Origin of the sequence: Dongia rigui (assembly GCF_034044635.1) — a bacterium.
Lineage (GTDB): Bacteria > Pseudomonadota > Alphaproteobacteria > Dongiales > Dongiaceae > Dongia > Dongia rigui.
The window spans coordinates 1-572 of record NZ_JAXCLX010000010.1; the positions used below are offsets into that span (position 1 = coordinate 1).

General features: G+C 65.9%; 1 protein-coding gene. It reads right to left on the reverse strand.

Annotated features, from left to right (window positions below):
* Nucleotides 1-572: hypothetical protein (locus SMD31_RS21560; protein WP_407652157.1), on the reverse strand; the 572-nt coding region annotated here is incomplete at both ends.

The window sequence follows — 572 nt, forward strand, 5'->3', positions numbered from 1 at the left end:
GTCGTGCTGGTGAGGTTGAGGGCCGCTTCCTTCGTGGTCAGCGTATCGCTGCCCGCGCCGCCGATGATGGTGCCGCCCGAGGCGAGGTCCGCCTGGTTGACGGTGAAGGTGGTGGCAGCATTCGATCCGGCCTGCAGCTTTTCGACGCTGGTGACCGACGTGCTGGAGATGTCGAAGCTGGTGCCCGTGATCACCAGGGTGTCGGCGGTGCCGGCGCCGCCAGTGACGCTGCCGCCAGCGGCGAGATCAGCCTGATTGACGGTGAAGGTCGTGTCGCTGCCCGTACCGGCGGCCAGCTTTTCGATGCTGGTCAGCGTGGTGCTGGTCAGATCGAGCGCCGTGTCATTGGTCGTCAGCGTATCGCTGCCGCTGCTGCCGATCACAGAACCGCCCGCGGCGAGATCGAGGGAATCGACGGTGAAATTGGTGGCGGCGCTGAGGCCGGCCTTCAGAATCTCGACGCCCGTCAGGGTCGTGTTGGTCAGATCGATGGTGGCCGATTTGACGATCAGCGTGTCCGCGACGGCGCTGCCATTGCCAAGCACCGATCCGCCGACGGCAAGGTCCGCCTG